The following is a 25819-nucleotide window of genomic DNA, read 5'->3' as shown; positions in this document are numbered from 1 at the left end:
AAAAAGAATGGTGAATGTTTTTCGTAGGCTGCCTGCGCAGCATGGTGTTCGCATATCCATCATCGATCAAGGATTAAAATTATATGTTCTGTCGGTTCCGTAGTTCTTGCCACGCACGTGGAACGTTATGGGAATCTTCGTCCCGTTTCCGAAACGCATCGACCAGTGATTCGGGTTCTGTACGCCGAGATCGTCTGCGATGTCGGGGGGACAGTTGTACTTCATGAAGCTCCAGAATGGCGGATGCTGCATGAGGCTGGTGTTATAGCGGTATATCAGTTCGTCCACAATCAGATCGCGGTCACGCATGATCACGGCAGGGACGTCATATCGCAGCACCAGGTAGTGGAATTCGTTCTGCTTGATGTTCATGTTGCCCATGTTGAGCATGGGATTGAGCTTGACCACCTTTGCTGTCTTGAAATTGAGCTTGGAGGCAATGCTCTTGCCCTGCGAGGGTGGAACATAATCCTTCCAGTACACGGCGTTGATTTCCTGGTTGGTGAGCTTGTTGCTGGGACCGGAGCCCGTGTAGCGGAGATCTGTAGCCCAGAGCGGGAATTTCACCTGTGACAGCCTGGTGTCATGCGTGATGCGGCTTCCCGGCCGATAGGCGCCCGCGCTCGGATACTCGCGGCGGGTGCGGGGATTGAGTCCCTGCCCCATCATATCCGAGTTGATGTACACGGAATTGATGTACTGATCGTCCATGCTGTACTCGAAGTACTTGTTCCGCAGCCATGCCCACCAGGGCTGATTCCCGCCCTCGATATTCTTTGCCTCGGCCTTGAATGCAGGCTCCACATAATGCGTGATCGAGCCCTTCTTGTACGAGTACTCGTTGATGTCGTACGGATCGAACGCCTCATCCCCCTTGAATCTGATTTCCAGGGAATTATACGCGAGACTGTTCTGATTGCTCGAGCGACGCTCCATCTTATCGACCGTGTCGTAGAAGTCTTTCAGCTTGCTGTCGTACGTGTGATACTTGCTGGTCTTGAAAGCAAGCTGGTAGACGAGGAACTCGTTGTCCGCGAGACGAATCGCGTTGAAGCGCGATCGGCGCACTTTCATCCACTGTCCCTTGCCGAGGTACTGTGGCGACTTCTTCTGTTCAAAGTTGGAGCCGGACTTCTGCTGTTCGTTGCTCTTGATGTTCATGTTGTTGACCATGCCGCCACCGCCTTTCGGCACGCGCTTGCGCACGATCTGGATGATGTACAGTGTCGTGGGCTTGAGTGACGGGAGCCCGAATTTCACACCCTTGAAGCTTCCCGAGTTCTCCCACTGAATCGGTGTCGTACCAATCACTTCGCTGCCGGATTTCACTTCCTGGAAACGGGCGACATAGCTGTACTTGAAGTCGGGATCCTCAGGCTGCAGCTGCGGGATGTTCGAGGGATACTGCTTGAAGTTGATGAAGCCCTGCGCCGTCGAGCCTTTTGGGAAGTAGCGCTGCATGCGTCCAGGCACGGTCTCGATGATCAGATCGTTGCGGAAATTCTCAGGCGCTTTGTCCGTGGTGAAATTCACGGTCTCGGTTTCCACGTAATCCTTCTCACAGTCCTGGCATTCCTTGATGCGTATCCACTGCCCGTTGACCTTGCGGTCGCCGTACACTTCGACGTCGATGCGGTACTGCGTGAGTTCATCGAACATTTCCTCTGCTTCAAACTGCGCGGTGAGATCGTCGTTGTACTTCGCCCAGCTGCCGGCGACTTTCTGATTTCCGTTCACTTTGCGAATCTCGAACTTCTTGAGTTCAAAGCGGAAGGACACGGTTTTGGGATCCTGGTTCTCATCGATAATTTCGACGGAAATGACATTATCCGTACCGACGGGGAGATTGAACGCGGCTTCAGGGAAGGCAAAGCAATCGGTCTCCGTGCCTGTTGGAACAACGTCGCTGATCACCTTGAGTCCTTCAAAAGGATCACCCTCGTTCGGATTACAGTACGTCCCCGTGCGGAACTTGAAGTTCACATGTCCGGTGAGCAGTCCGTCAAACACATTGTAATATCCCTTCACCTCGCCCATCATCCAGGTCGGTTTCGGCAGTCCCGCCTTGAGCGCGGCAATCAACCCGACCTCCAGGATGACTATTTTCTTCTGCACGAACCAGAGATTGATGTCGATTCCCACCCCGGCAATGATGGCGGTGTAAACCTGTCCGGTCGCATACCAGCCATTGAATCCCATCTTGCCGCCGACTTCCTCGCAGTAAGCGTTCGTCTTGAGAATCGATACGTCGAAGCCGAAGTCGATAACCAGCTGTGCATAGAAGATCAGGAATTTCAATTCCCCGGTATCGATGCTCAGCTGCTGTCCCATGGCGAAGCCGGTACCGTTCTCCGTCTCCGAAGCACGCGGGTTGTCTTCGTTGAAACTCGGGAGTTCAGAGGCATAGTCGACAGGACTCGTGGGCAGATCGGGCATCGGTCCGAGGCTGTTCTTACCCGCCATGAGATAAGTCTTGATCGCAAGCAGGTCGAGCACGTTGAGCTGCAGCGGACTATCAGGCGTTCCGAATTTGATGAACCATTTGTCCTTGCTCACGTGAAACGCCGCGTCGCCGCCGCCGGTTATCAGGTCGGCGTCACCCGCCTTGAGATTGAAAGCGATGGATATGAGTCCGTCGAAGCGCTTGAATTCATTATCGTATACGAAATCCGCACTTGCGACGATCACGGCGCCTTCGCCGGGACGATTCTTCGGATCGAGCGCCTGCACGAAATACCCATTCCCGTGGAAGCCGACTTTCTTGAGTCCCCCGCCTTCGAAGAATTCTATCTCCAGCGTAATGTCTCCATTGAAGGCCTTGGGTTCGGGCATGGTGCCCAGCACAATTGTCGCTTTCATACCGAAGGCGATGTCGGGTCGGGGCTCGTACACGACACCTGAAGAAGTCTGGCCGGGACTGTCGACGTCGAAGCCATCGACATTATCCTTGTCTCCCTCCAGCTGAGCTGCGCCCGGCACATCGTTCGTGGCGCTCATGTGATACCATGCGCCGCCGCCGATGCCGTAAATACCGAGTCCTGTGAAAATCGGAATACCCGTACCAATACGGGCCATCCCGTCGAAATACCAGTAGCGGTAGCGCTCGCCGCCGTTTTTGTACGTGGTACTGCCGAACTGCACAGTGGCACTGACTTCGACAACGGGACGGAAGGTCACCTTGAGCGCACCGCGGAAGCCGTCACCGAATTTCTCGTCGCCGCTGTACAGGTTGATCTCGCCCATGATATCACAGGCGGCAACGCTGGCTTCGATGTTGATGGAATTGAGCTGCGGCTTGTCGATGACCCATTTCTGCTTGCCGTCGACCATCTGCATTTTTCCCCAGATGGTGAAGCTCGTGCCACCGGAGATCGCACTCTCTCCGTTGCCATCGAGTCCGATCTGGAAACCGAGCATGAGTCCGACCATGTCATCACCCTGGAAATGCAATCCGATGCCATCCCCCGCGTCAATGCTGACAGGGAAACCGGCAAAGCTTTTCTCGGGACTCGCGAATTTGAAATACTCCGCAGTCACGTAGGGCTTCTTGTTCTGTATGGTCAGATCCTTGAATTCGACGTCGGGAATTTTCACCGCGACATTTTTCATCTCCGGGAAACTCTTGTCGATGGTCAGTTCACCACTGAGTATGGCCTGCACCGTGACGTCATTCTGTACGGTCTCCACACTGATCGCCGAGCCGTCCTGCAGCGTCAGCGTCGCTCCCCACATGGGCACGTCGATATCGTCAAGGCTCTCGACCTCGAACTCTGTCTGCAATCCCTGGTTCGAGTTGCTGAGCAAGCAGGAATAGCCGAGCCCGGTACTCGCAATGGGAATTTCCAGCTCACCCTGGAATGCGCCCTTGACGAGAGCGTTGTCGACGAAGGCGAGTTCAAACTTGTCGATGGAAAACGCCCAGCCGCCAAGGTTCCCTTCGTCGGTCTCGAACACCGGCTGCACTGTCACGGCACCGGTGAAGCCTGTCTTATTGATGAGCGCATTACTCAGTGAAATCTGCACCGGTTCATTCCCCTTCTTCAGATAGTCGGGCAGAGTGAGCGTAATGTTTTTAAAATAAAAGCCGCGCCAATCCATTCCCTGCGTACCGTTGTAGCCTTCGGGGTAGGAAATGTTCTGTGGGTTACGGATGTCGGAGAGATCGAGGACGACCTCATCGATATCCATTTCCATGCCCTGCATGCCGGCGATGACGAAAGGATCCATGTCGATTTCGCCGAGCAGGTCGCCCCATGCCGAGCCGTTGAAGACGAAGGAGGCCGTCACCTGTCCCCCGCCCTCGGCTTTCTCGATCATGGAATTGTCGAATACGAAATTCCCCTCGATCTGCAGTTCCTGGAAGCCATCGCAATTCCAGGCGACATAGGTGCCGCCGTTGTTTCCACCGGCTGCTTCGATTGTGCACTGGGCACTGGGACCCCAGTCAAAGGTGTAGTCGTTGCCGAGCATGGTGAGCTTCTGCAGTCCCTCCACACTCAGTCCCGTCGGATGAAAACACACGTTCTTCTGCGCAAAGGCGAGAATTTTGTTGTTGGCTTCCGGGATGGGCATGTCGAATACGGCATTGAGCCGCGCGCCGTCGGGCGCAAATTCCACGGCGACGATATTGACGAGCTGCACGTCGCCCGAGAGCATCTTGCTCCATGCGAACGGCAGTCCCTGCACATTCATATCCACGAAATTCTCGACGTACTTCTGTCCCCCTTTCACGAAATCGGAGACGGACTTCACCGCTTCGCCCGTGATCTGGTCCATATTGTTTGAGAAATCCTTCATCGCCTGGTTCACCTGCGAACCGGGATCATACGCACCGTTGACGTTGCCGTTGAACACCTTGTTCTCGGCGTTCACCTGCAATCCCTGGAATGTCGTCTTCAGCTGCGTATGGAAAATCGGAGCATCGATGGTGCCCTCGCCGCTCAGTCCGGATGCGGAGGGATTCGACAGGCTGGTGATCGTCATGACGAAATAGCCGATCTGCACTTCGTCGCCAACCTTGTAGGTTTTGTTGGAAGCGGGTCCCGTGGCCAGCGGCTGCGGTGCGCAGTTGAGCACATCGCAATCCTCGGCGTATTGCTCGTCGATGTCGACATCCTCTTCATCTTCTTCCTCACCCTGGTTTTCGACCAGCTGTCCCTCCTGCCAGAGGAAGTAGCAGGCGCCGCTGTGTCCGTTGTTCTTGAACAGCATTTTCGGGGAGCCGAGACGTTCGCGCGCGGTGACGCGCCAGGCATAGCGCTTGCCGGACTCGAGCTGCGGAGCGTTGGGACCGTAGAGAAAGCTGTTGCTCTGCACAACGACCTGGAAGAAAGGGGGATCCGTCGCCGCAAGCACGGCCTGGTTCGGATCGATATCCTGCGGAAACATTTCCGTCATGGTGAGGACGTACTCGATGTTCTGCGGCGGCGCGCCCGCGGGAATGGTCCAGCTCATCACGAGGTTTTGCGGACTCGAGGCCATCGTGGCCTGATTGCATGTGGGCTGCAGAATTTCAGGCGGCTCAAAGTGCGTAATACTGAAATACGCGCACCCCGAGGGAGCGGGAAGCGACAGCGGCGTGCCGTTCTGATAATCCACCGCCTGCACGCAGAAACTGTAATCCCCTTCCGGCAATCCGTTGCCCTGCACAACCTCCGCCTTGCTGATCCCCTGGAACTGCAGGATGTCGGGATTGAGATAATCCGCCAGTTCCGCACCCATGAGCGCGCGGGCCTCGTTGGGACCGAGTTGAATGCCCTGGGGGGGAATGTAATTCTGCGGGATGGTGATGGTGATATTGTTCCCGCCTTCGATGCGGCCGATCAGGCGCACGTTTTTCGGCGCGGGCGTTGTGTTCACCAGCGTTATCACCACCTTGTTTTCTATCGTCACATAGTCCGACAGATACGGCGAGTAAGGAGGCAGCACCTGCGTGGTGACGTTGATGTCCGTCTGCGCATGCAGCGAACCGGCGGGGAACAGCAGCACGATCGCCACAAACAGCGGCAGGAGCAGGAGTCCCGTCAAGGAGCGAAGAAGTCTAGAATGTATACGCATAGCCAAGAACCAGTGTGTATTCGGAAAATCTCTCTTGTGCATAGTAGCCGGCGGACGAGTTGACGATGTTCAACGTGGCGGTAAACGAATGCCGCTTCTGCAGTGCGTAGCGCGCGCCCAGTGTTCCGGTGACGGTCTCACCTGTCGCATGGAAGGAAACACCGCTTCCGGCAGTCAGCCGCAGCGCCTGTTCGAGCAATCCTTTACTCGCGTTGACGGAGACGCCGCTGTTGCGGTATGTCCCGCCCGCGTTTTCGAGGCGTGTGGTGTTTGCCGAGGCGGACATGGAGAACTGCGCTTTCGTCAGCGCAAGCGTGTAGGTCAGGTTCAGATTCGTCGTGCTGTATTCGGACCAGCGGGAAGTAAACGCGTTGTTGTCAACCAGCGTCTGATACATCACGCCAAGCAGAAACGTGTGTGATGCGGAACCACCGATGATACTGTAGCGCGGCGACAGCATGATCATCGGGTTTTGCTGATCAAGGCGCAGGCTGTCGTTGACCGCACGATAGCCGTCCGACTGTGTACTGAACACATCGGTGTAATTCAGGTCCACACCGAAGCTGCTGCCGGGCTGCAGACTGATGGCGACGACGGGAATAAAACGGCTGGTCGTGTAGGGCTTTTTGTTCTGCAGGTTGTCATGCCTGAAGGTCAGGTTGGTACTCACGCGCAGACGTCCTTCCAGCAACACGAAACGCGGTGCGATCGCGAAGCTCTGCAGGTCGTTCGTGATGTGATAGGCGCCCATGGACTGGTAGTCCGGGTCGATGCGCGTATAATTCGCCGCGAGACTGAAGCGCTGATAACTGTATGTCGCCCCGGCTTTCACCGCGGTGTAAAACTGCGTTGACGACCGGTTGTTATTCAGCGCATCAAACGCCTCGATATGCGTATTGTCCGGATCGTCTATTGCTGACGCACGCACATCACGCGTATAGTCGCTGGCCGCAGCATCCAGCATGAGCCGGAATCCATCGAACAGTTCGGTGGTACCCGCGATACCGAGTACGAGGTTTTCGCCGGGAAGGACCAGGCTTCCCGTTGGCGCACGCCGGAGGGAAGCCTCATCATCCTTTGCCTTGAGCATGATGACATCGAAATAATTCGAGCTGTTGCCCACACCCAGTTTCGCACTGTATCCGCTGCGCGAATAGGCCGGCTGCACGAAACGGTTCGAGGATGTGTCTTCCTCCACAGCGCGCTGAAAACGTCCGTACATGAGTCCAAGCCGCAGCAGACCGGGATTCATCTCCACTCCGGCGCCGAGAAACTGATGTCCCGCCAGCGTGTACGGCGAAAAGGTCATCGAACGATAGCCGACGTGCCCTTTGACCCACTTGTAGGTCGGACTCGCCCCGAACTGATTGAAAGGCTGCGCGAATTCACGCTCCTGCTCGCTGAACGTGAAACTGAAGGGCAAATCCATGTCATAGATGTTGAGATTCAGCGTACCGTTCAGCACCCAGGAAAAGGGCTGCCGGCGGCGATCGATATTCTGCGCTTCGTACAGTACACCGCGCGCGGATACCGAACCGCCGAGACGGAAAGGATCGTTCTCGCCGATATTCGACAGGTTCTGTGCCTGTCCGGTTGCCGTCAGGAGCCACATCATCAGCAGGACCCCTCCTGGTGCGCAAACACCTATCCGTTTCCGGTGCGTCACCGGATACCTTGGATGTTAATCATGTATCATTAATGGCGTACTGCTTCGACTATCAGGCTTCGGCAGAACGATCAAACAATGTAAATAGGATTTTGTATATCCTAATTTAACCCGACCAGAATGTAAAAACAAGCGGTCAAGTCATTTTTCTGTCAGGGAATAATCTTGCGCCTGCGGAAGTAGACGGCGGTGATATCGTCGCTCTGTTCGGCACCTTCGGCATACTGCTGCAGTTCAGCGACGACGAGTCCCAGCAGCATGGCAGCGCTGTGATCCCGGTGTCCGTCGAGCAGCGTGACGAGATGCTCCTGTCCCCATGGTATTTGTTTGGCGTTCATCGCTTCGGTAATGCCGTCGGTGAACAGCATCATGCCCTCGCCGGGTTGCAGCATATACCGCTCGCTGCTGTATCCCTTCGTTGCCGCTACGCAGCCCAGCGGGAGATGGCGTCCATGACCGGTTTCGACGACGCTGCCGTTGAGGTGATGCAGGGCGGGATTGTGTCCGGCATTGACGACTTCCACTTCCCCGCTGCCGGGATGAAGGACGGCAATCTGGAAGGTGACGAAGGCATTCGGAGGCGTAGACTCGTAGAGGAAGGTGTTGAGTCGCTGCACCAATGACGACATATTCAGCGCATGATCGAGATGCATGTGCAGTGCGGCGTGCAGACTGTTGACGAGCAAGGAGGCAGGAACGCCCTTTCCGGTGACATCGGCGATGACGAGGAGAACGCGTCCATCTGGCAGAACAATACAATCATAGTAGTCCCCTCCGATCTCTTCGGCGGGCAGGTTGATCGCGGCGATGTCATATCCCGGCACTTTCGGCAGTTGCTGCGGGAGCACGCGCTGCTGTATGACCGAGGCCACCTGCATCTCCTTCTGCTTGCGCTCATTCTCCGCTCGGACGGCACGCGCTTCGAGTTCCGCTGCCTCCGCGCGCAGTCGCGCTTCACGGACACGGGACTCCGCGCGTTCACGCGCGATGACACGGCGTTTCTGCAGACGGTCGATACTCACAAGAGCGCCAATAATCAGGACGGCATAAAGAAGGAATGCCCAGCTGGTCATGTACCATGGGGGCTCGATCACGATGCGTATGGATGCTCCTGTTGAATTCCACACGCCATGATTGTTTGATCCGATAACATGGAAGGTGTATTCCCCTGGATCCAGGTTGGTGAACGTGGCGACGCGTTCGGTGCCTGCGTCGATCCATCCGTCAGTGAGCCCCTCGAGCCGATAGCGATACCTGTTGTGGTCGGGCGCATGAAAATCCAGTGCCGCAAATTCGAGCGTGATCATGTTCTGAGTGTGGGACAGATTGATCGTCCGCGCGTAAGGCATCGCTGTTTCCAGTAGCGCTTTTCTATCTCGCACATGCACGCGATCATTGAACAGGCGGAAACCGGTGATCACCACTGGCGGAACCGTGGTGTTGTTGTGGATTCTGCGCGGATCGAAGATATTGTAGCCGTTCACCCCTCCGAATGCAAGCCTGTTTCCAACGCGGTAGTACTGCTGCCGATTGAACTCCGCGCCCTGTAGTCCATCACGCTCGTCGTAATTCTGGAAGGTGCCGCTGCGCGGATCGAAGCGGCTGATGCCTGCGTTGGTGGACATCCACAGCGCGCCGTCAGCATCGCTGAGGATGCCATAGACGACGGGGTTCGGGAGTCCGCTTTCGGTGCCGTAGCGTTCGAAGGACTCTCGTTCCATGTCAAAGCGGCAGAGTCCACCACCGTCGGTCCCGATCCAGAGATAACGCTCGGGCTGATACGGATCGGGCTCGATCGTGAGCACATGATTATGACTGATTGATGCGGCATCATGCGCGTCGTAGAGAAAATGACGAAAGCTGCCAGTTTCAGGAATGAAATGTGTCAATCCCCGCAGCTTGCACCCCAACCACAGGCTGCCGTCTTTCGCCTCGAAATACGCCGTGATATAGTCATCGGCCTGCGTGAGATCCGGCTCCTCACCGTCGAACCAGAAATACGTCCATTCCCCCGTGTCCGCATTCAGTTTAGTGATGCCATGCTTGTTGCCGAGCCACAGTTGCTTTCGGCTGTCGACGAAAGGACGAAAATGACGTATCATCAGAAAGCTGTAGGGATCCCCGCTGCGCATGCCGTACTGCCGGGTCTGTCCCGTAGCCGCATCGTAATACCAGAGTCCATGATCCAGCGTCCCACACCACACACTGCCGTCGGCGGTACGTAGCGGGAACACATCGTTGACGATGCGCATCGCCCCGCTGGTGCGCTTGCGGATCTCGCGGTCGAATGCCCTCAGTTCTTTTCCGAACAGTGCGAAATTGATATCCCCGGTGTGTGACTCGAAAGCGAGGGTGAGCGGATCGAAGGTGTTGAGTCCATACCCACTGGTGCTCACCCAGAGAATTCCGCTCCTGTCGGTGAACAGGTGATTCCCGAAACCGGTATAGCCGCCATGCGCATTCCTGTTGGCCGCGCCCGCGATATAGGTGTCAGACTCCCTGTCGTAGCGGATGAAGTAGCCGAAGTCGAGGAAGTACATCGCTCCGTCACTGCCCTCGGCGATATCGCGCACGAGAATGGGGTGACCGTCGATCTCGAGTTGCATGCGCCGCAGCAGCGTTTTGCCATCGGGACTGAAATGCAGGATGTGGGAAGCGGGTCCTTCGGTCGAACACACCCAGATACTGCCGTCATCACATACGACCGCATTATTGAAACGGCCGACCTTGACGCTGTATCCGAAGTAGCGAGCCCAGTCCACCAGCAACTGCCAGCGGTCCTGCTTTTCATCAAGCATGAAAAGTCCTTCATCGCTCAGCAGCAGCAGTCGGCCGGAAGCATCCCGCTGCAGCCGATTGACTTCCTGCGTCTCCTCCTGGCGAAAGGGACCGAGATACTTGACGCTGGCGCGGATTTCCTCGACCGTCTTCCGCGTCGCATCCAGGCAGAACAGCCGCACCATATGTGCGGAAACCCACACGCGTCCCTTCCCGTCAATGTCGACATCGTCAACCGTCTGCAGGGCACGTCCGGTGCGCGGATTTTGCAGGGGCACTTCCGTAAAGCGTTCGGTTTTCGGTTCGAAGAGCACAACACCCGCCCCCACCGTCGCCAGCCAGAGTCGGCCGTGCGTGTCCTCGGTAATGCCGAACACGTAATTGTCGGGCAGACTCGTACTGTCGCCCGGCACTTTCTTGTAGACTACGAACTCATGTCCGTCATAGCGATTGAGCCCCTCCTTCGTCCCGAACCACATGAAGCCGCGGCTGTCCTGGAACATGCAGAATACCATGCCCTGGGACAGTCCGTCCGTGATATCCAGCCGTTCGAGCCGCATGGACTGATACTCCCGCGTCTGTCCAGAAGCGAACGCGGGCAGCAAAAGCAGAACGGCAATTATCCACACATATTTCCGGATAAATGCGATCATGTATCCACAATTGATAGATATCGCAAAATATATCCGGGGAACGATGGGATGCAAATTTTATGCAGAAACTGCATAAAATCAGCCTGCAAACGGCTCAGCGACACCGATTCGATGCGTCAGACAGTCAACGGAACCTGGAAAATATGCACAACGTGCATATTTCTGCGGTGAGAAACTCCGTGAGGGGATTCACTCCTTCGCATCACGGGGCTCCCAGTTGTCGGATTCCCCGTGAGGTATGACCGGTGGTCCGCTCTTGCTGTTGAACGGTGGAATATGAGACATGTTGAAAAACCGGGGACCATACACTGGTGTCGCTGGGTGACCGACTCCACCACCACACGCCACAGTGAGCAGCGGAGCAGCACCGTAGACAACAGTGTAGCCCGGTTGAATGTCGACGCAGGTAAAGGCATAGTCGCCGAATACGGTGAAGGAAGCAGGATCGAGCGGCAGATCGCCTACAACAATACCCTGTCTGTGCTCCTTCCTGGTCACGATGATGAGATAGAGGTTTTTGAATACGGGCGGATACCTGCGCCAGCTTTCATCCAGCAACGGCGCGACATTGGGTTGATACGCGTCGTTCGTAACCACGTAGTACCGCCTTCCCCAGAGATGCGGTGGCAGCAGGGTGAGAGCGCCTCCGAAAAACATCGTATCATTTCCGAGATATGACCAATCGAGATGATGCTGATACGCCGCCACCGGTTTGTTCGAGCGCAGCACGGTTGGCACGGAAATCAGGGTATCAAGATACTCGGACCGGTCCAGGTGCACTGAGGCCGTGCCATCAAACAACGTCAACTCCGTATCATCCTCGTAGGCGATGATGCGCAGCAGGTCATCCTGAACGCGGGCGGTTTTCTTCCGGAAGGGCACAAAGACGTATTCCGTCCCGAGCTGTCTGCGGGAAGGGTGATCCAGATAGGACATCGCGAGTGAAGGAGTACCTGAAGGATTATGCCCGGGAATAATGCTTGCCCAGATTCTTGCAGGTATCCACGCTGGCGTGTCGGTGACAATCACATCTCCCGCACCACCAACAGTCAAATCTCCATCGGGTAGATAGGACCGGTCCCAGTGATCGAACACCCCACCGCTACTAGCATAGTAATTCAGTGATCCTCCTGGGGGCAATGCGATCAAACTCGAACTTCCTGGCGGAACCCCCCAGGTTGGCCATTCATACCATTGTCGATAGAAATATATCCCGTACACAATCGTCGCATCAAGCTGCACCGTCATTTCGGAGTCATTTCCGTGAACAATTGCTTGTCCATGCCGCATAAATCCATGATTGAGATACAGCGAATCCCACCAGGTGACAGGCCAGACAAGAGCCCCGTCGAATGAACGCACACCGACATGACGGATGAACGCTCCGACTTCCTTTTCCGCTCTCACGGTGGCAAACCCCATCCGGTAGTATGAAACGGAGTCCTTCACCTTTTTATGATCGCCAACCATATATGGATGCAGATAGACGGAGACCGCATGACCGGGTGTCACGGTCACCGTAGTATCCCAGCGCCCACCCTGCGCTTTGTCAGCTTCATACCAGGCGTCGTTGTACGGCATGGAAACACGCACAATTGTTGAGGAATCCGTCACAATACTGAGCACGGCCTCGCTGGGAATAAATGGGACCACAAATTCCTTCGCAAATGTCGTCGGACCCGGTCCCGGGACTGGCGGCACAAGCAGGCCGACGGCCGTGGTCTCGTGTCGTTTCTCACCCGGACGAAGCAGCCCGCTGTTCCATTGCAGAAGGACGGCGACATCGAGCAACGGCCGATCCGTTGCCCTGTAGCCGTACACGGCAGTGCCCAGCCAACTATCATACATCCAACGGCCCGCTGTCACGATATCGGGCCTTGTCAGAGCCGGACCCAGAATACGGCAACCGGCCGAGTCCGGCAGAAAAGCCTGTGAATGCATCACAAGCCGTTCCGGGATATTCTGCTCGGTGAATGCGCGCTCACGGTCGACCACCGTCATCATATCACGGAGCGGAACATTATCGTCTCCATCCGCGTCGAGGTCCTCCATAACCGTCATACCCACCTGCAGCGTTGCGCCTGTTGCGTTTTCCACGATGAGATGCACTCGTACTTCCTGGTAGCTGCTGTCGGAAACCGGTTCGAGTTCCTGGATGATACGCACGGAACCGGTCCCCCTTTTCAGCTCCCAGACGTAACGTAAGCGATCCGATCCCTGCTCTGCAATCCCGCGGCCAAGATTGACCTGCGGGGCCGGCACCTTCATCTGTGATTTGGTGTAATTCGTGTAAATGCTGTCCCCAATAACGACGCTGATATGCGAGGTCAGGCCCATTTCGGCGGCGAACAGCAGGGAGCGTCCGTCCGAGGTACGCGCAGAGAAACGTCCACTGTAAGTGTCGAGTACCGCCGTCACGCGTCCTCTTGTCATCGTCATGATGCCATGCTGTGCAAACACTTCCCCGGGTACGGAGCCCACCGCCAGGATGAGCATCAGGGGCAGAACAACGACGCAATGTCTCATGCTATTTCTCCGAAACCGATGACGAAAAATTCGAAGCTTCCTGCATATTTTGCGGCCGCCGTCACCCGTTGTCCGACTTCCGTCGTGCGAGGTGACGGCGACCAGTATCGCTGGATCAGGGTTGATTACTTCAGGAGATGCATCATGCGCGTCCGCGCAACATTGCCCGCGGTCAAACGCACAAGGTACATTCCGCTTGGCAGGTCACCGCGCTTGAACTGCAGTTGCGTCGTCCCGGCCGGATACATTCCATCTGCAAGACACTGCACTTCGCGTCCACTCATGTCGTACACGCTCACTCTCACGTGCCGTGATTCTGGCAGCGAAAAGCCGACCGTCGTCGTCGTGGTGAACGGATTCGGATGCGGGATGTGCAGTTCATATCCCTCTTCCGTCGGCAGCATGCCGCCCTGCTTCGGAGAGGCACTCATCGCGTTCCCGCCGATCCAGTTTTCCACCATCACGAGGTCACGATCACCCGGGAAGCTCCTGAGGAGGGTATCAAGACTGGCAAGCGCCGCGGCTGTCGCCCCGCCCCAGTGCATCGTCAGGGCCGCCATCGCCTGGGAAGAACGGTAGCCTTCATCACCCCAGTTGCACTGCAGCGCCATTGCCTGCAACGACTGAGAAGCGCCACTCCAGTCATCAGCATCCATGCCGAGGCTGGCCAGGAAACGCCAGGCCTGCTGCCTGACTTCAGGGCGCGTGCTTGACGCAATCGCCTGTTTGTAGAACGCTTCCGCGACCGTGGGAGAGGATTTCCGCCTGACAAGGCCGAAGCCCACCGCGATATCCTGGGGAGTGAGCGCAGCGATACTGCTGCTCAACAGGCTGCGCAGGGAATCTACGGTCAGTGCTTCCCATGAAGCGTATGTGGCCGCGGGGCCCATATTCCATTCCTTGGATGGAGACGCAGGTCCTCTCTCGTAAATGCAACCCACCGAATCGGCCGTCAATGCATCGACGGTAACGACGTTGGAATTGTCCACGTCAAAAATCGTATTTCCATCCCAGTAGTTACGCTGCAAATAGGCCGTGGAGTATTGAAACCACCCCTGCAGTGTCACCGGGTCGTAGATCGAGTTTTCACCGCCATAGTAGTGCGGGACGCCAGATATGGGGTGATCGCGGGCGAATTCCCAGGTCCCATAATACCCGTAGAGATTGTAATCATTCTCTCCTATACAGTTCCTTGCCAGTGTGTCGTCGGACTCATATCCTTTCAGCCGTGCGTACAGGAGGCAGACACCCATATACTGCCCCACCACAGTACTGTGTCGAAGAGTGATCCATGTATCATTGTAGAATCCATATACGCCTGCATAGGGTCCCCCTGCGATTTGAACATTGTAATCCAACGCAGAGGAATCGACGATTACCGACGAACCGCCCGCGACGGAAATGCCGTTCGCGCCATTGTACAAGCTCTCACACTGGTAGAGCCTTGCTGTCGCTCCCGCACCCACGGCGATGCCTGATCCACCGCTTGTTCCAATGATCAATGCATCATGAATTTCTGCATCGGTATCCTCAAGGAGTATTCCGTGCGAGCCGTTGCCCGTACAACGCAATGCCTGATGGATACCGGAGCCCCCACCCATCCTCAGACCTGCAAATGAATTCTGGAAAAACACGGAACTGTACGTTTCGACATCCTCGCATTCATCGAGATAGAGACCGGTCGAGGCGTAGCCCACGGACAGGCGATTTAACCAGAGTTGTGTCGCCCCATCGCAGTGAATACCACGCCAGTCTCCTGGCGCGGGAGTGGATTCCGCAGAGGTACAGTAGATGTAGCTATTGCGGTACGTGGTTTGTCCCGTGCGGAGTGAACCGTACACATCCATCCCTGTCGAAGCATCGAAGGTGAGCTCTGTGTCTGAATTGCCCGACAACCCTTCGTCAAATCCTTCTATGAGAAGGACCTTCCGCTCGGGAACGGCGATATCCGTATGCACTGCCAGATTCACATCCAGAAAGGCTTCATCGACGAAGATGGACGGCAGCGGCAGTAGATTGTCATCCCCGTCGACATGAAAGGTCTCACCATTGTACGATGTGCGTTCACGCACGTAGCTGCTGTTATGCAGTTCCTTGACCAGGTCCCAGTAGGTAAGAGAGTCCCCATCGGAAATGTTCTTCCCGCTGCTCCAACTCCCCTGCGCCCCGGGAGAACGGAGGTAAATCGTACATGCACTTGCAGACTCAATATCGATAAGAATCGTATACACTGTGGCATCCGTTCCCGCGCCCCATTTGGCATCGATCAGGTTGAGCGTAAATGAATAGTACCCGATTGAGAATTGATAATCACTGCACCCGAGGGTATCTCTCTGATCCTCGACATCTCCCGCAGCCGGGTCGCCTGACCAGGGACCGTCAAATCCCCAATCGTACCCGGGAACAATGAAGCCATCATGCACACCTTTATATCGGTGTGTTATCGCCAGTTCATCATCGAATATCAGGTTCACCGGAACTATGAAGAATGACTGCACGTCAACTGTGGAATTCCGAACGATGACTTCCGCATTTCCACGATCGAAGTTGAGCTGGGCAAAGGTAGTTGTTGTGATGAGCAGCGAGAGGAAAAGGATTGAAGTGAGCAGGCAGAGGCTCCCATATTTCCTGCTGCGCGTCAACTCGTGTAGTTCGCTGAAGTCGTTTTTCTCTGAGGATTGGTTGCCGCGACGTTTGGCTCTGTCACTCCCATGAGAGAGAGAGCAATTTCCGTACCATGAATGGTGTTGCAATGGCGCGTTCATTTTTCGTCCCCCAGGTGTACATCAGTCCATAAGAACACTGCTCTTGTGGAAGAACATAATACATTCCGTACGAGATGTCAATATCGCATTTGCAAAGGTGCCGGGTAATTTCTTGTGATCCGGGTCGAACCATATGCAGAAAGTGCATATTCACAACGGCCGGGAGGACGGAAATATGCAGAAACTGCATATTCCCGTGAGCTTGAGCGGTTTATTCCGCCTCGACGGCGTGGAGGGGGAGGCGCAGGATGAAGGTGCTGCCTTCGCCGCGGTGGCTTTCAACGTGAATGCTGCCGTGGTAGGAGTCGACCACCTGCTTGACGATGGAGAGTCCGAGTCCCGTACCCGGGATACTGCGGGTGTCGTCGTTCTTGACGCGGTAAAACTGCCGGAAAAGCATGCCGCGCTCTTCCTCGGTCATGCCGATGCCGCTGTCGGCGACTTCGATGCGCAGTGCGCTGTCTTCGGCGCGTGCGCGCACGGTGATGCTGCCGCCTTCGCGGTTGTACTTGATGGCGTTGCTGATGAGGTTGGTAAGGACGCGGGTAATCTCCTCACGGTCGACGTCGACGGTGGGGAGATCGTCTTCGAACGCGGTCACGAAACGCAGGGTGCGCTGCTGCATTTCTCCCTGCAGCAGCTCGTGTACGCGGGCGGACACTTCGCGGATATCCACGGCTACCACTTCACGGCGGACGGTGCCGAGATCGCGGCGGCTGATATTGAGCAGGTCGTTGACCAGGTCAATGAGTGCCTGCAGGCGCTCGCGCGAACGGCCGATCATCTTGCCGTACGCCGCGATATCGTCGCCCAGCAGACGTTCGTTCATGTTTTCAAGGTAGCCGCTCACCGCGGCAACGGGGGCTTTGAGCTCATGGGCGACCATGGACACGAACTGGGATTTCTGCATGTCGAGCCGCTTGAGCTGCGTGACGTCCTGTATCGTGGTCACGAAACCGAGGATGTCTCCGCCGCCGTCTTTCACCGGTGCGGTTTTCATCTGCACGACGAGTTCGAGGTTGGGACGCATTTCCCATTCATGCGAGACGAGTTCGATATCCTGCCGCACTTTCTCCTGCGCCTCATGGATGAGGTCGATGACCTCGGCGGGCAGGATGTCGGTAATCTTGTCACCCGCCCGAATGGATGCCGGGAAATCGAACAGCGCACGGGTTTGCGGATTGGCCAGCACGATTTCATCTTCGAGATTGGTGACGAAGACTGCGTCGTCGATGGCATTGATGATGGTGCGCAGACGGCTCTTTTCCTGGCTGATTTCCAGCAGGCGGCGTTCCTGCTCTGCGCGCAGCTCGCGGGTTTCGAGCGTGAGCCGACGCTTGCCGAGCGCACGGTTGACTTCGAAAACGATCTGATCGGGCGTGAAGGGCTTCGGGATATAGGTGTACGCCCCGTGGCGGGTTGCTTCCACGGCGGTATCGATGCCCGCAAACGCGGTGATGATCATGTACTCGGTGTCGGGATAGATTTCGCGCAGGCGGCGCAGGACGCTCACGCCATCCATGTCCGGCATCTTGAGATCAATGAGGGCGACGTCGAACTCGCGTTCGCTGCCGCGGGCGATGCCGTCGGTGCCGTTTTCGGCCACGGTGACGTCATATCCCTCCATACTGAAAATGCGCCGGATGCCTTCGCGCATCCCGAGTTCGTCATCAACTACGAGCAGCTGTGGTTTCTGTTCTTCCATGTCATTTCGCGAGATGCAGCGAGGATGGTGTCGAGGGTGCGGATGATGCGGAAAGCGCAGACGCCAGTTCACGCGGCGTCATTTGTCCCGCCGAGGGATAGTCACGCAAGTCCGTCGGAATGGTGATGGTGAATACGGTTCCCTCACCCGGCGTGCTCTCCACATCGATGCGTCCATGATGCAGCTTCACGATGCCGTAGGCGATAGGGAGTCCGAGTCCCGTCCCCTTCCCGATCTGCTTCGTCGTAAAAAACGGCGTAAACAGGCGGGAAATGTTTTCTTCGGGAATGCCAATACCGGTATCGCTGATGCGAATGCGCAGTTCGCGCGGGGAGTCCCCCTGCGAACATGCAATGCGCAGGGTTCCCCCATCGGGCATGGCTTCGCAGGCGTTCATCACAAGATTGAGCAGCACCTGCCGCAGCTGATTTGCATCGACATGCAGCGTGGGAAGCGCGTCGCTGTGCTGCAGCTCCACCATGACGCCGCGGAATTCCTCGCGTTTTTCCACGCTGGACACGACAGTCTCGAGCAGATCGTCGACCGAACACGCGGCGACTTCCAGCTTCCCCTGCCGCGCGAAATTCAGCAGACTGCCGACGATGTTGCGGCAGCGCTCCGCTTCGGCAATGATGAACTGTATGTCCTCTTTCGCGGGATCGATTTCCTGCAGCTGTTTGAGGAGGAGATGCGAGTAAAGGACGATGGTCCCGAGGGGATTGTTGATCTCATGCGCCACGCCCGCCGCCAGTTGTCCCACACTCGCCAGCTTCTCGCTGTGAATAAGCTGCGCCTGTGCCTCGGCGAGTTCGCGATGCGAACGCTCGAGATTGTCGATAGTGTACTGCAGGCACATTTCCTTTTCCGCGATGCCCTGGGCGACGGCCGCCGCCAGTGCGCGGCAGCTCTCATAGCCGCAGGCGCCGCAGTTGAGCTGATTTCGGGTTTCGCCCTTGCCCATGGACATGAGGATGGGTACGATTTCCTCCTCTTCAGGCATACGTTCCTGGACGGGATGCGGCGTAAAGCCGCGGCGCAGATCCATCGCTGTGAATTCCGCCATGTCGCGTTCCCACGCCGCGAAGTCCATTTCCCTGCGGCGGGATTTCACCCAGCCGATGATGCATTCCCGTTTTTCGAAATGGTTGAGCGGCGAGGTCATTCCCGGTCCGCAGATGCAGCCTTCGCAGAAGAGGATATCAATGAGTTTGCTGTTGACCTTGCCCTGCGCGATTTCCGTGATCATGTTCAGGCAGCGCTGCCGTCCCTCGACCACGATGGTTTCCGTATCCATCACATCATCGCTGATGCCCGCGCTCTTCAGGAGTCCCCCCGACACCGGGTAAATCTGTCCCAGATCCGCATGCGGCGGATCGAAATCCCGCTCCTCACAGGACGCCGGATCGATCCCGGCTTCCTCCAACAGACGTATCATTTCATCAAAGGTCATCGCCTCGTCGATCACGCCGGCCACGTTGTCGTCGAGCACTTCCAGCTTTTTGGCGATGCAGGGACCGATAAACGCGATGAGGGAATCGTCCCCATACCGCTGGCGTATCACCTTGCCCGCCGCGATCATGGGCGAGACAATGGGGGCGAGGTTGGGGATGAGCTGCGGGTAGTACTTTTCGATGTATTCGACGATGGCGGGACACGGTGTGGTGATCACCGGGTCGTCACTTTCCTCCACATGCGTGCGATAAGCGCGGCTGACGAGATCCGCCCCGAAGGCCACTTCCACCACCCGCGTGAAGCCGAGCGCATGCAGTGCCCCGATCACTTTCAGGGGCGAAACACCGGGAAACGCGGCCGGGAAGGACGGCGCCAGGCAGGCCACGCGTTCTGTCTTCGCGTCACCGGCAAATGCTTCACTGATCACCGCGGCGGCATCGCGCACGGACTTTGCGTTCTGCGTGCACACTTTCAGGCAGTTTCCGCAGCCCACGCAGCGCGTGGACAGCACCACCGCCTGTCCGTTCTGTATCTGTATCGCATTCGCCGGACACTCGCGCACACAGCAATAACAGCGTTTACAGCGTTCCGGTATGGTGGAAACAACACAATTCATCGTTCAATCCGCCTGCCTTTCTCCTCGCTCCGACCTCCATTACAAAATTCGCAAACTATCGGGTCCGAAACAATGAAATGAGGCAATAAAAGTGATTTTTTTCACATTTATTGCATGACATGTACGTGATCTGCGCAAAGCGGATAATTATGTCCTGAAGTCGTTGCGAGTTGCAGCCCTCCTGCGTATTTTGCTTCCGGAAGGCGGAGAATCCGCCAAACTGCGAACGCAGGAGTGACGTATGCCCACGATCGCATTAATTGACGACGATCCTGACATTGTAGAAGCAAACCGCATGCTGCTGGAAGCCAACGGGTATTACGTGGTTTCCGCCGGGACAGTGGACGAGGCGATTGACCTCGTGCATGAGCATCATCCCGATCTCGTGCTGCTCGATGTGATGATGCAGCAGCCGGATGACGGATTTTACCTCGCGAACCGGTTTCGGCGCAGCGGACACGATTTTCCCATCATCATGCTCACTTCCCTTTCCCGCGCCGTCGGGATGCATCTCGGGGAGAGCGCAACCGTTCCCATAGAGGATTATCTCGAGAAACCCATCCCGCCAGGGGTATTGCTCGAAGCCATTCACACCCAGCTGCAGAAACGGCACGCCCGCGCGATGCCGTAAATAGACAGAAGGGACTGCCTGTGACCATCCGTGGTGACCGATGATTGAACTGGCCCCGAAATGGATCATGTACGACGAGTTCTGGCACACACTCAAGCGCCGGAACCTGTGGCTGATTACGCTGCGCTATGTGGCGGTGATCATGCTGCTCGGACTGATACTCATCGGACTTCTGGTCGACGGGTTGCGGATGGACGAACTGGCCATCGGCATTCTCGCGCTCATCATCCTTCTCTATAACACCATCTTTCACCGCACGCACGGGAAGCTGCCTGACGGATATGCGGCGTTTCATGGACTGCATTTCGCGTTCCTGCAGATGTTCGCGGATTTCATGGCCCTGCTCGTGCTCGTATACCTGAGCGGCGGTGTGGAATCCCCCTTCTTCTATTTCTTCATCTTTCATGTGATCATCGGCAGCCTCATTCTTCCCCGGCATGTCATCAACCTGCTGATCGGCATTGCCATCACAGCGATCACGCTCGGGTCGCTGCTCGAACTGCACGGCATCATCCCGCATTTCGCGCTCGAAGGCTTTCTCGACGGCAACTCGTACACGAACGAGACCTATGTCATCGTGCATATCATCCTCCTCGCAGGCATTCTCTTCGTGAGCAATTACCTGGCAAACTCGATTTCCAAGGAGCTGTACCTGCGCGAGCGGTCGCTGACCGTGGCCTACAAACGGCTGGAGGATGCCGAAGAGGCCAAATCGCGCTATGTGATGTCTGTCGTCCACGACCTGAAAACCCCCATTGCCGCTGCGACCACGTATCTGAACATGATACTCGACGGGTCGCTGGGACGCATACCCGAGGCGCTGGAGCGTCCCCTCGAACGCTCGCGCATCCGTCTGAACGGGGCGATCTCCGTGGTCAACGACATCCTGCAGCTCACGCAGCTCAAGCTCGCCGAAAAACCTGAAATTGCCCGTGTCAATCTCACCGAACTGATCAACGAGATTTACCAGGAAATGCGCATTCTCTTCGTTGCGAAGAAAATCCGTTTTTCCACCTGGATCAGCAGCGAAGAAGATATTTACGTGGAGGCCGAGCAGAAGCTGCTCAAGCTGGGACTGTCGAATCTCATCTCCAACACGCACAAGTACACCGAGAAGGGTGGACGCGTCGAGATTCACATCAGCGACGATGAGGACAATGTCATCATCGAGATCGCCGACTCAGGCATCGGTATTCCGAAGGACGAGCAGCAGAAGGTGTTCCAGGATTTCTACCGCTCGAGTCTCTCAAAGAAAAAAGGCATCGAGGGCACCGGACTCGGCATGAGTGTGGTGCTGCATATCATCCGGCAGTTCAACGGGCGCATTCATCTGGAGTCCCCTTCCCAGCTGGCGGACGGTGCCGATCACCCGGGCACCGCGTTTTTCATCACCCTTCCGAAGAAATACTCCCCGCCCTCGGCGGACCTTGAAGAAATCGACGTCTGAAAAGCCGTTCGGAGAAATCGCGGGAAAGCGCTACTTTTCCCGCTGGCATTGCATTGTCTCACTACCTATACAGGATTATGGCAGAAAACACACCAGAGAAGCAGAGCCACCCCGCGAACGCAGTGTTCGCGCTGATGGACGACAGGAAATTTCGCTTTTCCGTCGTGCGTCCCGCTCTCGAAGCCGACAAAACCGCACTGGCGCAGCTGACCACCGGCAAGCACCAGGTGCGCGGCTTCCGCAATATCGGTCGCGCTCCGATTTCCATGCTGCTCCCCATCATCAGCGAGGAAGCGAATCTCTCGCAGGAACTCGCCAGCCGCATTCTCAGCTACTGGTTCGATGAGGAAAAGGAACTGCGCGAGAAGGTCTCCGCGAAACTCAGCGAACTCGGTTACGAGCCGGGCACCGTGGCCATCGACGAAGACGGTAACGCCAACTGGCTGCCGCTGCAGAAAGAGCACGCCGACCTGCAGTTTGACGGCAATTTCCTCCCCGATGCCGACATGAACGGCGTCATGCTCATGTCCCTCCTTCTCGGCTGGTTCGGCAGCGATGAGGAAGAAGAAGCGGTGGACGGTGATGAAGCGGAGGACGCAGACGAGGAGTCGACCGAGAAGTAAACACGCATCGCAGCTATTGACGGCGGCCACGGGCCGCCGTTTTTACAGGCACGCAGGCTTTTTACAGGCACGCACGCAGAGGGATCCCGCAATATGACGCAAGAGCCGCAACGGAAACCCGAAGAAGTGGATGTGCTGGGTGTGCGCATGCACCTGGCTCCTGCGGCACTGTTTCATGCGCTGTGGGATGATGCCATTCACTCGCGCGATCGCATCACCGTCACCGCACCACATTTCCACATCCTCCTCGACGCCGCGCGATCCACACGGCTGCGCGACTATCTCAACCACTGCACATACAATCATCTCGACGGCATCGCCGCCTGGCTGGGTGTGCGCCTGCTCACGGGCCGCAAACCTGACAGACTCACCGGCACCGATACCATGCTGCCCTGGCTCGATCGCCATTTCCGCGACGGCACGCGCATCTACGTCCTCGGTGGCAGTCTTCTCACTAGCGATACCTTGATGGAACACACTACGAAGCGCTACCCCGGCGCGGCATTGCGCTGCCATCACGGGATGATCGACGCCGGTGACAGCGCCGTGCTAGAGGACATCCGCGGTTTTGCGCCGGAAGTTCTGCTGGTCAGCCTGGGGACGACGCTGCAGTTCGAATGGCTGCGCATGCACCGCGACGCGCTCGATATTCCCGTCGTCGTTGCCACCGGGGGATTCGTGGAATTCCTCGCGGGACGGCGTCCACGCGCCCCGCGGTGGATGCGGGCGCTGGGACTCGAGTGGCTGCATCGCCTCGTGCACGAGCCCGGACGCCTCTGGCAACGCTACCTCCTCGGTTTCCCCTCCTTTCTCTTCCACATCCTCCGGCAGCGTCTGCGCCGCGCATCATAGCACACGATCGAGATCCCTGTACTGTATCGCCTCGGAAATATGCTCACTGCGGATGTGCTCGCTCGCGGCGAGATCCGCGATGGTGCGTGCGACCTTGAGGATACGGTCGTAAGCGCGCGCACTGAAACCCAGCGCCTGCGCCGCCTTACGCAGCAGTTCCCTGCAGCCGTCATCCACCGTACAGAAGCGGGAGACATCGCGTCCGCTCATCCCCGCATTGCAGTGCAGGTCCGCCCTTTGCCGGAAGCGCCCGGCCTGCAGTTCACGGGCGGCGATCACACGCCGGCGCACGATCTCGGACGACTCTCCCCGCCGCTCGCTGGCCAGTTCCTGGTACTTGACCTGGGGACATTCCACATGGATATCAATGCGGTCGAGCAGGGGACCCGAGATGCGGCTCATGTATTTCTGAATCTGCATTTCGGTGCAGCTGCAGGACTGGTGGGGATTGCCGTGGTTGCCGCAGGGACAGGGATTCATGGCGGCTACGAGCATGAAGGCGGCCGGGTACTCGATGGTGCTGCGCGAGCGGGATATCGTGACCGTGCCTTCCTCCAGCGGCTGACGCAGTACCTCGAGTACATTTCGTGCGAACTCCGGCAACTCATCGAGAAACAGCACGCCGTTGTGCGTGAGGCTGATCTCACCCGGACGCGCCCAGCCCACGCCGCCACCCACCATAGCGGCGTCACTGATCGTGTGATGCGGCGCGCGGAATGGGCGTCCCGCAACAATGGCTTCGCCGGGGGGAAGGAGTCCCGCCACCGAATGAATCTTCGTCGTCTCCAGCGCTTCGTCAAACGTGAGCGGGGGCAGTATGCCCGGCAGGCGTTTGGCGAGCATGGTTTTTCCAGAACCCGGGGGACCGATGAGGATGATATTGTGTCCCCCCGCCGCTGCCACTTCCAGCGCGCGCTTCACATTCTCCTGTCCCTTCACATCCGAAAAATCCAGCGCGCTGTGCAGCCGTTTCTCCCTGAAAACATCCTCTGTATTGATGCGATACGGCTTGCCATGGGGATGCCTGCCGTCCGCACACGCCACCGCTTCGCGCAGCGAGGCGCAGGGATAGACATCAATATCCTTCACCATCGCCGCTTCCCGCGCGTTGGCTGCGGGCAGGATGATGCGTCGGTATTTTTTCCGCAGTGCTTCGAGGGCGATGGACAGTGCGCCGTGTATGGGACGCAGCGTGCCATCCAGTGCCAGCTCACCGAGAAACAGCGTGTGATCCGCCGCCGCCTCGGGGAGTTCACCTGTCGCGCAGAGAATGCCCATGGCGAGCGGCAGGTCGAACGCCGAGCCTTCCTTGCGAATATCCGCCGGCGCCAGGTTGACCACGATGCGCCGGACCGGGAAGGCGTAATCCGAATTCTTGATGGCCGCTGTCACCCGCTCCCTGCTCTCCCGCACCGCGTTGTCGGGCAGTCCCACGACCACGAAGCCCGGCATCTGACTTTCAATATGCGTTTCAACCGTTATGATGCTGGCACTGATGCCATGCGTCGATGCGCTGTACACCGTTGAAATCATTGCTCCCCCTGCTATGTGTGTTGTCGTTCCGTCTCCCTGACGGTAAGGGAATGTACAGCGTCGCGCGGTTGGATGCAGGACAAAAAAAAGGCGCCATGAAGGCGCCTTGCAAAATCGGTAGAACCCGGTTTACAGGGTTGCGTCCTTCGCTGCCTTGGCAACGCGGAATTTCAGGACCTTCTTGGCAGGGATCTTGATCGTTTCGCCCGTGGCCGGGTTGCGGCCCTTGCGCGCTTTGCTGCGTCCGACGACCCACTTGCCGAGACCAGGCATGGTAAATTCCTTGGTCTTCTTGGTCTGCTTGTACACGAGATCATTGTACTCGTTCAGGAACTGCTCTGCAACCTTCTTGGGCTGGTCGAGTTTCTCTGCGAGAGCGTCAATGATCTCTTTCTTGGTCATCGGCTTCGCTGCCGCTGCTTTTGCCATGGATGCCTCCTTGGGTTAGTGAGAATGTGTGTGAAAGCTCGATCCAACATAATGAAAAAATCGCGCCTGTCAAATACTTTTTCGAC

The 25819-nt window shown here is 57.0% G+C and carries 13 protein-coding genes; 4 read left to right on the top strand and 9 right to left on the bottom strand.

From position 1 onward, the window contains the following. Positions 1-66: 66 nt before the first annotated feature. The 7 genes from KQI65_08100 to KQI65_08070 all read right to left on the bottom strand — a co-directional run bounded on the left by KQI65_08100 (position 67) and on the right by KQI65_08070 (position 20218). Positions 67-6057: a hypothetical protein gene (locus KQI65_08100; GenBank protein MCB2204696.1), complete on the bottom strand. Its 5991-nt coding sequence runs from the start codon at positions 6055-6057 to the stop codon at positions 67-69. After that, on the bottom strand, positions 6041-7672 hold the full coding sequence (locus KQI65_08095; GenBank protein MCB2204695.1) for a hypothetical protein: 1632 nt from the start codon (positions 7670-7672) through the stop codon (positions 6041-6043). The genes KQI65_08100 and KQI65_08095 overlap by 17 nt, the downstream gene beginning before the upstream one ends. A gap of 203 nt (positions 7673-7875) precedes the next feature. Further along, a complete protein-coding gene (locus tag KQI65_08090; GenBank protein ID MCB2204694.1) occupies positions 7876-11154 on the bottom strand; it encodes a SpoIIE family protein phosphatase in 3279 nt (1092 codons plus the stop codon). 189 nt (positions 11155-11343) lie between these two features. Beyond that, complete coding sequence (locus KQI65_08085) at positions 11344-13680, bottom strand: IgGFc-binding protein (protein MCB2204693.1); 2337 nt, start codon at positions 13678-13680, stop codon at positions 11344-11346. Positions 13681-13805: 125 nt separating this feature from the next. Continuing rightward, positions 13806-16445: a T9SS type A sorting domain-containing protein gene (locus KQI65_08080; protein MCB2204692.1), complete on the bottom strand. Its 2640-nt coding sequence runs from the start codon at positions 16443-16445 to the stop codon at positions 13806-13808. Positions 16446-16656: 211 nt separating this feature from the next. Further along, positions 16657-18150 (bottom strand): response regulator, encoded by a 1494-nt coding sequence (locus KQI65_08075; GenBank protein ID MCB2204691.1) that lies wholly within the window; start codon positions 18148-18150, stop codon positions 16657-16659. 1 nt (position 18151) lies between these two features. Further along, positions 18152-20218 carry a histidine kinase gene (locus tag KQI65_08070; GenBank protein ID MCB2204690.1) on the bottom strand — a complete coding sequence of 689 codons (2067 nt, stop codon included), beginning with the start codon at positions 20216-20218 and terminating at the stop codon, positions 18152-18154. 241 nt (positions 20219-20459) lie between these two features. Here KQI65_08070 and KQI65_08065 point away from each other — a divergent pair, with 241 nt between their 5' ends. From KQI65_08065 to KQI65_08050, 4 genes are all read left to right on the top strand, one after another. Then, a complete protein-coding gene (locus KQI65_08065; GenBank protein MCB2204689.1) occupies positions 20460-20849 on the top strand; it encodes a response regulator in 390 nt (129 codons plus the stop codon). 40 nt (positions 20850-20889) lie between these two features. Next, the gene (locus KQI65_08060) at positions 20890-22296 is read left to right on the top strand and encodes a HAMP domain-containing histidine kinase (GenBank protein ID MCB2204688.1); all 1407 of its coding nucleotides are present in this window, start codon (positions 20890-20892) and stop codon (positions 22294-22296) included. A gap of 77 nt (positions 22297-22373) precedes the next feature. Beyond that, the gene (locus KQI65_08055) at positions 22374-22919 is read left to right on the top strand and encodes a hypothetical protein (protein MCB2204687.1); all 546 of its coding nucleotides are present in this window, start codon (positions 22374-22376) and stop codon (positions 22917-22919) included. 93 nt (positions 22920-23012) lie between these two features. After that, positions 23013-23771: a WecB/TagA/CpsF family glycosyltransferase gene (locus tag KQI65_08050; GenBank protein ID MCB2204686.1), complete on the top strand. Its 759-nt coding sequence runs from the start codon at positions 23013-23015 to the stop codon at positions 23769-23771. On the opposite strand, the gene KQI65_08045 is transcribed toward KQI65_08050, so the two are convergent. Together KQI65_08045 and KQI65_08040 are read right to left on the bottom strand one after the other, a co-directional pair. Further along, positions 23766-25304, bottom strand: coding sequence for a YifB family Mg chelatase-like AAA ATPase (locus KQI65_08045; protein ID MCB2204685.1), 1539 nt, complete (start codon positions 25302-25304; stop codon positions 23766-23768). The two genes, KQI65_08050 and KQI65_08045, sit on opposite strands and share 6 nt — an antisense overlap. A gap of 129 nt (positions 25305-25433) precedes the next feature. Continuing rightward, positions 25434-25733 carry an HU family DNA-binding protein gene (locus KQI65_08040; protein ID MCB2204684.1) on the bottom strand — a complete coding sequence of 100 codons (300 nt, stop codon included), beginning with the start codon at positions 25731-25733 and terminating at the stop codon, positions 25434-25436. Between the last annotated feature and the right edge of the window lie 86 nt (positions 25734-25819).

This window comes from bacterium (genome assembly GCA_020444325.1).
Classification (GTDB): domain Bacteria; phylum Bacteroidota; class Ignavibacteria; order SZUA-365; family SZUA-365; genus BM516.
This window is presented reverse-complemented; position numbering and strand designations above follow the sequence as displayed.